We start from the raw sequence: 10078 nt of genomic DNA on the forward strand, positions 1-10078 counted from the left end.
GCTGCACCTTTCTCATCGACGCCTTTTGAGAACATTGATTCATTGTTTTTTTGATAAGAAGAGGTTGAACTACGTTTTCGCTTAAGTAATGCCGTCAGTGAATCTTCAGTGTCTTGACGAGGTTCCGTTGTAGAGGTTTGGTGATGGCTATATTGTTTAAGCATGCTCGCAAAACGCTCAGTCATACCGTGGCCATTAGCCTGATTAGCTTGTTGTAAGCTGACCCGATCCTCTGCAAGCTCTCGGCTGGATTGTCGAGTCGGCGTTGAAGCTAATGAAGCAGATCGATTGCTATTCTGAGGCGGATTCGCACGATATTGCTTCGTAGCTAGCGACGTATTTGAGGCGGGTTCGCCATCCACAGCCGCCACTATTTCGACGCCACCTGCGACTTTTTTATTGGACATAATGACAGCATCCGCACCAAGTTCTTCTTTAACTTGTAGCAGAGCCATTCTCATGTCTTTGGCAAAAAATCGTTTAATTTTCAAAGCAGATATCCGTACTTTACGTTAAGGTGGTTAATTTCCCACCGCTTGTACAATTCGAATTTGTTTTTCATCTGGGATTTCTTGATAGGAAAGAACCCGCAAATTCGGGATTGTATTTTTGACAAACTTGGCCAAGGTCGAACGTAACACGCCAGACGTTAGCAACACAGCAGGTTCACCTTTAAGCTCTTGCTCTTGAGTCGCTTGACTCAGTGCCATTTGTAAGCGTTCAGCTAAACCAGGTTCAATTCCCGCTGACTCACCTCCTGAGGCTTGCATAGTTTGATGCAATATCTGTTCCAGCTCAGGGACCAAAGTAATAACCGGCAATTCAGGCTCTATGCCGTTGATTTCCTGAACAATTAATCGTTTCAGTGAGATGCGCACTGCTGCGGTTAAAATGTCAGGTTCTTGACTCTTACTCGCGTACTCAGCCAAAGTCTGTACGATAGTACGAATATCTCGAATCGGAATCGCTTCGTTGAGCAGGTTTTGCAACACTTTTACCATAGTGCCAAGTGGCAGTTGATCAGGCACAAAGCCATCGACTAATCTTGGCGCTGTTCGGCCGAGCATTTCTAATAGATTTTGTACCTCTTCGTGGCCAAGTAACTGAGCGGCGTTATTGGTTAATAGCTGGCTAAGATGCGTCGCGAGAACCGTTGATGAATCAACCACGGTATAACCTAACGCTTGCGCGTGCTCTCGTTGCTCCTCTCTAATCCATATGGCTTCTAAACCAAATGCAGGATCATACGTTTGCTCACCATCAATCATGCCGTACACTTGTCCAGGGTTAATCGCTAACTCTTGATCAGGTCGAATTTCCGCTTCACCAACCGCAACCCCCATCAAGGTGATCCGATAGCTGTTCGGCGTCAATTCTAAATTGTCACGAATATGTACCGGAGGAATCAAAAAACCAAAGTCTTGCGAAAGCTTTTTTCGTACCCCTTTGACACGTTCCAGTAACTCGCCACCTTGGTCTCGGTCAACTAACGGTATTAAACGATAACCGACTTCTAAGCCAATGACATCAACAGGTTGTACATCATCCCAAGAGAGTTCTCGTGGCGTTGTTGCCTCTGATTGATTTTTTACCGGAACCTGTGAATCTTCTTTCGCTTTTGCTTGCTTACGTTGGAGCCAATAAGCGGCACCGCCCGCTACGGAAGCTAAACCTAAGAAAGAGAAATGTGGCATACCCGGGACAAGCCCCATTACACCTAGGATAGCAGCGGTAATCGTTAACGCTTTGGGGTTATCAAACAGTTGAAAAATGACCTGTTGCCCCATATCTTCATCGGTATTTTGACGCGTGACCATGATCGCAGCGCCAATCGAAAGCAACAATGAAGGAATTTGAGCCACCAAGCCATCACCAATGGTTAATAAAATGTATATTTCCATCGCCTGGCTAAAATTCAGATCATACTGAACCATACCGATGATAAGCCCGCCAACAATGTTAATAAATAAGATCAGAATACCAGCAATCGCATCCCCTTTAACAAATTTAGACGCACCGTCCATTGAGCCGTAAAAATCGGCCTCTTTGGTGACTTCAAAACGTCGAGTTCGCGCTTGTTCTTGATCGATCAAGCCTGCATTTAAATCAGCATCAATCGCCATCTGCTTACCGGGTAAGGCATCTAAGGTAAAGCGAGCGCTTACCTCCGAAATACGACCCGCACCTTTGGTTACGACCATAAAGTTAATGATCATCAGAATAAGAAAGACAACCAAACCAACGGCATAATTTCCGCCAATAACCACACTACCAAAGGCTTCAATAACGTTACCCGCCGCTCCGGCACCTTCATGACCATGCAGTAAAACAACTCGAGTTGAAGCCACGTTCAAGGCTAAACGCAGTAAGGTTGCAATCAATAGCACAGTCGGGAAAGCTGCAAAATCAAGCGGTCGTCGTGTATAAACAGTCACTAATAACACGACCATCGCGAGGGCAATATTAAAGGTAAAAAATAAGTCGAGTAAAAAAGCGGGGATGGGTAATACCACCATCGCCAAAGTGGCCAAAACCATGATCGGCGCACCAACCGCTGGTAAGCTACGTTGAGGGATGTTGGGTAATTTATCCGCAAATGGCAGCGTAAATTTCATAGGCCTGCAGCAATAAGTTGAAATAGTTCACAAGGTAACGGTATGTTACCGCTTTATTTGCTATTTTTATGCAATTTTTAGTCCACTGAAAATCGTCAAAAATATGACTTCATACAACTCATCATTCGCAATGCCCCACTTTTCGATATAAAAAACTGCCTATAAGGGCAGTTTTTTATCACTTGCAATCTTATTTACTATCAGTTACGGATGCACATTCCACTGAACTTGTCCCTGCTGAGACGATGGCGAGTATTCAATACATATAATGCCGGAGGTTGGAAACATCGGCGCAGGCAGGTTAGCGACAAATTCCGCACTAAGGTAGGCCACCAAAGGAAGATGGGAGACGAGTAAAATACTCTCTAATTGCTCCGTTTCAATCAATGCTGCTAAGTAATCGAATACCGCCTCGGCTTGTCCATAAGGCGTAATATCGTCACAAGTTTCCACCCGAGTGGCAGAAAAATAGCATGAAATCGCTTGCCATGTTTGCTGGGCCCGTAAGTAAGGACTCAGCAACACCTTATCAAACTGATGCAGGTTTTGCTGCTCAGCACATACACGAGCAACCGCGATCGATTCATTACGACCCCGATCGGTTAACGCACGTTCTGCATCGCTTGCTGCATAGTGGTGAGCTTCACCATGGCGCATAATCACTATTTTCATTCTCTTTACCTAATCTACAGGATTGATGACGACTTATACTTTAAGCAATCAGAATCAGGTTTCTTCGCCAATTTAGGCACAATTAGCCACGATTATAGCAGCATAAAATACAAAGACCTCGATTGAGATAACAATCTGTTTAAAAGACTTTTCTGTGTTCAAAATGCTCATTTGCTCAAAAAATTCATACTGCTCAATTGGCATCACCTGATTTCAGTCCCATACTAGTATCAGTTACCGTTCCAACGCGTAGTGTTGAGCTTTATTGTTATTTCTTGGTTATCATACAGCTCACGAATGAGATATTTTTTGACACTCGATCGGCGCTTCCCTTCAATTATCAGTTCGGAGAAATTTGTGCATATTAGCCCCAATGATACCAATCGCTATCGCAATCTAACTTTAAAGAATGGTTTGCGGGTGCTGTTGATCCATGATGACCATGCACAAAAATCCGCCGCAGCTTTGGCGGTTAAAGTCGGACATTTTGATGATCCTATCGATCGGCAAGGGCTGGCACACTACTTAGAACACATGTTATTTCTTGGCACCCAAAAATACCCAAAGCGAGGTGATTTTCAAGCATTTATCAGTCAACATGGCGGCAGTAATAATGCTTGGACTGGGACAGAACATAGTTGCTTTTTCTTTGATATTTCAGCCAATCTATTTGAAAAAGCACTGGATCGATTTAGCCAGTTTTTTATTGCCCCTCTATTTAATGCTGAGGCTTTGGATAAAGAACGCCAAGCCGTCGATTCTGAATTTAAGCTAAAGCTAAATGATGACTCGCGTCGCCTGTATCAAGTGCAAAAAGAAACGATCAATCCAGCGCATCCGTTTGCTAAATTTTCGGTGGGAAACCTAACAACCTTAGCCGATCGGCAAGGGGGCTCGATCCGCGACGAAATCATCACTTTTTATCAAAACCACTACTCTGCTGATATTATGACTCTCACGCTGTTAGGCCCACAGCCACTGGATGAGCTAGAAACATGGGTGATAGATAAATTCAGCAATATCATCAATAAACAGCAAGCCAATAAAAGAATTGAGCCTCCGTTCGTTACTGAAGAGCACACTGGCCTTTTGATTTATGTTGAACCGCTAAAAGAAATTCGCAAACTCATCTTAAGCTTTCCCATGCCCAGTACCGACGCTTATTATCAGCGCAAACCTCTTTCTTATCTTGCTCATTTATTAGGCTATGAAGGCAAAGGCAGTTTGTTAATCGCGCTTAAAGCACAAGATTGGATCACATCGCTTTCTGCTGGAGGGGGAACCAGTGGCAGTAATTATCGTGAGTTTTCCATCAGTTGTACATTAACAGAACAGGGTTTGGCACATATTGAAGAGATTATCCAAGCTGTGTTTCAAACGATAGAGCTCATTTGTCAACAAGGGCTTAATGAATGGCGATATATGGAAAAAAGAGCGGTTCTTGAAGCCGCATTTCGTTTTCAAGAAAATGCTCGGCCTTTAGATATAGTGAGCCACCTCGTCATTAATATGCAGCATTACGCCTCCGCAGATATCATCTATGGTGACTACATGATGCAAGCTTATGATGAAACTCTGTTGCGGAAGATTTTAACGTATTTAACACCTAAAAATTTACGTGCCACTTTAGTCGCTCAAGGTTTACATTACCATCGTAAAGCTCAATGGTATAACACCCCATACTCGGTCCAAAAATGGAACGCACAGCAACTCAAACAATGGGATTCACCCGGTAATCGCTGGCCATTGCATTTACCACCCAAAAATATTTTCATTTGCGAACAGTTAGAACCCAAACCTTTAGAGTCTTGCTCTCAGCAACCACAAATCATACAAGAATTACCCGGTTTTCGTTTATGGCATCTGCAAGAAACCGAATTCAGGGTGCCTAAAGGGGTTATTTATATCGCGATTGATAGCCCACATTCGGTTGCAAATATTCGTAATATTGTCATGACTCGTTTATGTGTAGAGATGTTTCTTGAAGGCTTAGCACAAGAAACCTATCAAGCTGAAATTGCTGGAATGAGCTACAACATGTACGCTCATCAAGGTGGCGTTACCTTGTCATTGTCCGGCTTTAGCCAAAAACAGCCGCAACTGATGAAAATGATTTTAGATAAATTTGCGACACGTCAGTTCAATGAACATCGTTTTCAAACGGTTAAACACCAATTACAACGAAACTGGCGCAATGCGGCACATGATCGTCCAATATCACAACTATTTAATGCGTTGACAGGCTTATTACAACCAAACAATCCTCCCTATAGTGAACTCCTGACTGCGCTAGAAACGATTGAACGTCAAGAACTGGCACCTTTTGTCGAACAAATTCTCACTCAACTCCATGTCGAGATGTTTGTCTACGGCGATTGGCAACAGCAAGATGCACAAGCGATGGCTGAAGTGCTCAAAGATGCCTTAAGAGTGAAAGACCAATCTTATCAGGAATCACTGCGACCATTGGTTATGCTTGGGGAGAGTGGGACATTCCAATACGGTATGAATTGCAATCAAGATGATTCAGCGATCGTAGTGTACTATCAATCTCAACAAGTCACTCCGCGAACGATAGCGCTTTATTCTCTAGCTAATCATTTAATGTCAGCCACATTCTTTCATGAAATACGCACCAAGCAGCAACTCGGTTATATGGTCGGTACTGGAAATATGCCCCTCAATCGTCACCCTGGCATTGTTTTGTATGTCCAATCTCCCAATGCTGCGCCTGCTGAATTGATCCGTTCGATTGATGAATTTCTCAATGCCTTTTACATGGTGTTACTGGAATTAAATGAATATCAATGGCACAGCAGTAAACGGGGGTTATGGAATCAGATTGCCGCTCCGGATACGACATTAAGAAGTAAAGCACAGCGCTTATGGGTTGCCATTGGCAATAAAGATCAAACATTTGATCAGCGAGAACAAGTACTGGAAGAGCTCAAGCAACTTCAACGCTCAGATATGATCCGTTTTATTGTCAAAACGCTGAAACCAAGAACCGCCAATCGCTTAATTATGCATACTCAAGGTAATGCACATCGCGAGCATCCGTCACTGACACTTGGAGAAAATATTGAATCAGTCACACAATTTCAGCGTCGCCCGAAAGCATACGATTTAGGTTAGCATTCTGATTGAATAATCGACATTAAGCGATGAGGATGCAATTTTATACAAACACCTTGCCATTTAAACGCCAAGGTAGGATTACTCAGGCGCTCCCCCTTTCCTTGAGGCGAAGAAAGTTTGGTTTTAATCCCCAATTCAGTCAATTGCTGCCACTGCTTCGCCAATGATGGAAATTGGCGCAAAATATCTTGTTGATATGCCTCTGCACTTTCAGCTAAAGATGGAACAACAAACTCGACGTGTTCCCATCCTTGCTGAGGATAGACCTTTCCCTTGGCCGGATAAGGTAGCTCTAAGCAATCAATTGACCAACCTTGACTGCGCAAAGGCTGGCTTAAGGAAAACACTATAATGGGCCGCCCATGAATTTCAGCCTCAGAAACAACACTTCCTTGCGCCAACCATGCTTGATGTGCCGCTTCGGCTAATGACCAGTCATTGATTCTCAATGCAATGTGATCCAATAAAAAGGGCGAGAGATCGATCTGTAAATGCTGACAAAGCTGCTGAACTTTGAGCATGAAATCATGTAATTGATTTTTCATTTGCTGAGGATGAAGGGCAGATTCCATCAATGCACAACACATATTGGTCACCTAAAAAACAAATTTACCTACCATGCTACCAACATTACATTGGAAAGTGGAAAAATTCCTAATTTTCACTCTATAAGCGATTTCATAATATTGTTATTATGTCCGCTAATTTATGAACAAGATCAAGATATGCATTCACACCTTTTTTGTGTGACATTAATGCATACCTCACCAATTCTCGGAATTGAAGGACACGCGTGTGAATATTCAAGCACTGATTAATGATAAAGTCTCTCAGGCTCTTGAAGCCGCTGGCGCTCCGGCAGGGACTCCTGCTGCGGTACGCCAATCCGCAAAACCACAATTTGGCGACTATCAAGCAAATGGCGTGATGGGCGCGGCCAAAAAACTCGGCATGAATCCTCGAGAGTTCGCACAAAAAGTTCTAGACGTTCTGGATTTAGACGGTATTGCGAGCAAAACTGAAATCGCTGGCCCAGGTTTTATTAATATTTTCCTGTGTGAGTCATTTCTTGCACAGCAAGCAGAACTGGCTTTAGTCGATGCCGCTTTAGGCGTGACCCAAGACACTCCAAAAACCATTGTGGTTGACTATTCGGCTCCCAACGTTGCTAAAGAAATGCACGTAGGGCACTTGCGCTCTACGATTATTGGTGATGCTGTCGTCCGTACCCTTGAGTTTCTCGGCCATAACGTGATTCGGGCTAACCATATTGGTGACTGGGGCACGCAGTTTGGTATGCTCATCGCTAACCTTGAGCGAGTCCAACAGCAATCTGGCGAAGTCTCCATGGAGTTGGCTGATCTTGAAGCGTTCTACCGTGAATCCAAAAAGCTGTACGATGAAGATGAAGCATTTGCTGAAAAAGCGCGTAACTATGTGGTAAAACTACAAAGCGGTGATGCATTTTGCTTAGACATGTGGAAAAAACTGGTCGACGTGACCATGATCCAAAATCAACGTAACTATGACCGCCTGAACGTTTCCCTCACTCGTGATAATGTGATGGGTGAAAGCATGTATAACGATATGCTGGCTGGCATTGTTGCCGACCTCAAACAAAAAGGATTAGCGCAAGAGGATGATGGCGCACAAGTGGTCTTTTTAGATGAGTTTAAAAACAAAGATGGTGAGCCTATGGGCGTCATTATCCAAAAACGCGACGGTGGATTCCTCTATACCACCACCGATATTGCCTGTGCTAAATATCGCTATGAGCAATTAGGAGCTGATCGCGTTTTATATTTTATTGATTCACGTCAGCATCAACACTTGATGCAAGCTTGGACCATCGTTCGTAAAGCGGGGTATGTACCCGAAACGGTCAGCCTTGAGCACCATGCCTTTGGGATGATGCTAGGAAAAGACGGTCGGCCATTTAAAACTCGTGCCGGTGGAACCGTTCGTCTCGCTTCACTTTTAGATGAAGCAGAAGATCGCGCATTAGCCTTAATTGAAGCAAAAAATCCAGAGCTTTCTAACGAAGAAAAAGCACAAATATCCACCACTGTTGCGATGGCAGCCGTGAAGTACGCCGACTTGTCAAAGCATCGTACCACCGATTACATCTTTGACTGGGATAATATGCTCGCCTTTGAAGGCAATACCGCGCCTTATATGCAGTATGCTTATACTCGAGTAGCCTCTATTTTCGCTAAAGCAGGCGTTGCGATGGAGAATCTCACTGGCAAAATCATCGTGAGTGAGGAAAAAGAAAAAGCCTTGATCGCTAAATTGCTTCAGTTTGAAGAAGCCGTTCAAGCCGTAGCTCGTGAAGGTCAGCCACATATAATGTGTAGCTACTTATTCGAATTGGCGGGTCAATTTTCTAGCTTCTATGAAGCATGCCCAATTTTGGTTGCCCATGAAAAAGCAATTAAACAAAGCCGCTTAAAATTGGCCGCCCTCACGGCTAAAACCATTAAACAAGGTTTAGATCTGTTAGGTATTGAGACGTTAGAGCGGATGTAATCGCTGCGCTTTAGAGAAAAAGGTTGGTCATATGGCCAACTTTTTTTATTTATGCAGCGAAACACGATGACAGATCTTTTTAAGTATTAGCGATATACTCTTATTATTCAGCGTTTATGGATTCGAGATATGACATTTAAACTCCACCCTCAGCTAGAACAAGATACTGATATTATTGGTCAATTTCCTCTCTGCCTTGCTTTGCTTCATAAAGATTCAGCCGCACCTTGGGTGATATTGGTGCCCCAAAAAAACCAACTCAAAGAACTCCACCACTTATCAATGCAAGAGCAACAGCAATTCTTACTTGAATCACAAGCCATCAGCCAAGCGCTCGAAGCCCTGTTCCAACCAGATAAACTCAACTTAGGCGCGTTGGGTAATATTGTTCCTCAATTGCATGTTCACCATATTGCTCGTTTTGCCACAGACTGTGCTTGGCCTGGACCGATTTGGGGCAATACCCAAGGCATACAGCGTAGCAGTCAAGAACAACATCACATGTTACAAAAATTACGGGCCATTTTATCCTTGAGCACGCTGTTCTCACCTGAACGGTAAATGAATAAAGCGCCACATCATCTAAGATATTTAGGTCTAATCATAAAAAAAGAGCCGCTTATAGCGACTCTTTTTTTACTCATCGAAATCGAAACCACTAAACGAGACAACCTGTTGACAGGTCAGTAGTCGCTTCAATCACATCGTTACCGTAAGTGGCAAACCGTTCTCACGAGTCAGACAGTAACGAACACGGGTGACATAATTTGCAGCATTAGTATCAATCAAACGAGTAATCACTCCTTTTTTGACCCAGACGGCAAGCATTGCATCGACACCATCTTCGCTCAAAGCAAAACGATGGGCGAGATCTTTGCGGGTCGCCGATCCTTGCTGTTCAATTGTTTGCTTTAGCTCAGATAAAATCATGCCAGTTGTACCTCAAGTGTCTGATGTTTACGCCCTAGACGTTTCATATAGTGGAACACCAAAACGGACGTCAACACAATTCCCAAAATCCAACCCCCACTACTCACTGGATGATCATTGAAATGGGCAGCCTGGTAAAACAGTGCCGCCGCTCCATAAGCGAGCCCCATCGTCCAGACAGCAATAAAGCGGGC

At 43.7% G+C, this 10078-nt stretch carries 8 protein-coding genes and 1 pseudogene; 3 read left to right on the forward strand and 6 right to left on the reverse strand.

From position 1 onward, the window contains the following. From B7C60_RS18800 to sixA, 3 genes and pseudogenes are all read right to left on the reverse strand, one after another. Positions 1-491 (reverse strand): annotated as a pseudogene (locus tag B7C60_RS18800) (flagellar biosynthesis protein FlhF); the annotation flags it as partial. A gap of 30 nt (positions 492-521) precedes the next feature. Beyond that, entirely contained in the window at positions 522-2615 is a 2094-nt protein-coding gene (gene flhA / locus B7C60_RS09670; RefSeq protein WP_099611473.1) for a flagellar biosynthesis protein FlhA, read from the reverse strand. 204 nt (positions 2616-2819) lie between these two features. Continuing rightward, on the reverse strand, positions 2820-3287 hold the full coding sequence (gene sixA, locus B7C60_RS09675; protein ID WP_099611474.1) for a phosphohistidine phosphatase SixA: 468 nt from the start codon (positions 3285-3287) through the stop codon (positions 2820-2822). Positions 3288-3644: 357 nt separating this feature from the next. Between sixA and B7C60_RS09680 the strand changes: the two genes are divergently transcribed. Further along, complete coding sequence (locus B7C60_RS09680; protein ID WP_099611475.1) at positions 3645-6422, forward strand: insulinase family protein; 2778 nt, start codon at positions 3645-3647, stop codon at positions 6420-6422. On the opposite strand, the gene B7C60_RS09685 is transcribed toward B7C60_RS09680, so the two are convergent. Continuing rightward, positions 6419-7012 (reverse strand): VOC family protein, encoded by a 594-nt coding sequence (locus B7C60_RS09685; protein WP_099611476.1) that lies wholly within the window; start codon positions 7010-7012, stop codon positions 6419-6421. The genes B7C60_RS09680 and B7C60_RS09685 overlap by 4 nt on opposite strands. Positions 7013-7220: 208 nt before the next feature. Here B7C60_RS09685 and argS point away from each other — a divergent pair, with 208 nt between their 5' ends. Together argS and B7C60_RS09695 are read left to right on the forward strand one after the other, a co-directional pair. Continuing rightward, positions 7221-8954, forward strand: a complete 1734-nt coding sequence (gene argS / locus B7C60_RS09690; RefSeq protein WP_099611477.1) for an arginine--tRNA ligase — start codon at positions 7221-7223, stop codon at positions 8952-8954. Positions 8955-9083: 129 nt separating this feature from the next. After that, positions 9084-9515, forward strand: coding sequence for an HIT family protein (locus tag B7C60_RS09695; protein ID WP_099611478.1), 432 nt, complete (start codon positions 9084-9086; stop codon positions 9513-9515). Positions 9516-9653: 138 nt separating this feature from the next. Here B7C60_RS09695 and B7C60_RS09700 read toward each other — a convergent pair whose 3' ends face one another. Beyond that, on the reverse strand, positions 9654-9884 hold the full coding sequence (locus B7C60_RS09700) for a FeoC-like transcriptional regulator (protein WP_099611479.1): 231 nt from the start codon (positions 9882-9884) through the stop codon (positions 9654-9656). After that, positions 9881-10078 (reverse strand): hypothetical protein (locus B7C60_RS18805; RefSeq protein WP_245869133.1); only part of this gene is annotated, 198 nt, incomplete at its 5' end. The genes B7C60_RS18805 and B7C60_RS09700, both read right to left, overlap by 4 nt.

The organism is Vibrio fujianensis, from assembly GCF_002749895.1.
GTDB lineage: Bacteria > Pseudomonadota > Gammaproteobacteria > Enterobacterales > Vibrionaceae > Vibrio > Vibrio fujianensis.

Excerpts from the sequence above, each read along its gene's own strand:
- flhA (WP_099611473.1), bottom strand. The coding sequence starts at position 2,615 with ATGAAATTTACGCTGCCATTTGCGGATAAATTACCCAACATCCCTCAA.
- sixA (WP_099611474.1), bottom strand. The coding sequence starts at position 3,287 with ATGAAAATAGTGATTATGCGCCATGGTGAAGCTCACCACTATGCAGCA.
- B7C60_RS09685 (WP_099611476.1), bottom strand. The coding sequence starts at position 7,012 with ATGTGTTGTGCATTGATGGAATCTGCCCTTCATCCTCAGCAAATGAAA.
- B7C60_RS09695 (WP_099611478.1), top strand. The coding sequence starts at position 9,084 with ATGACATTTAAACTCCACCCTCAGCTAGAACAAGATACTGATATTATT.
- B7C60_RS09700 (WP_099611479.1), bottom strand. The coding sequence starts at position 9,884 with ATGATTTTATCTGAGCTAAAGCAAACAATTGAACAGCAAGGATCGGCG.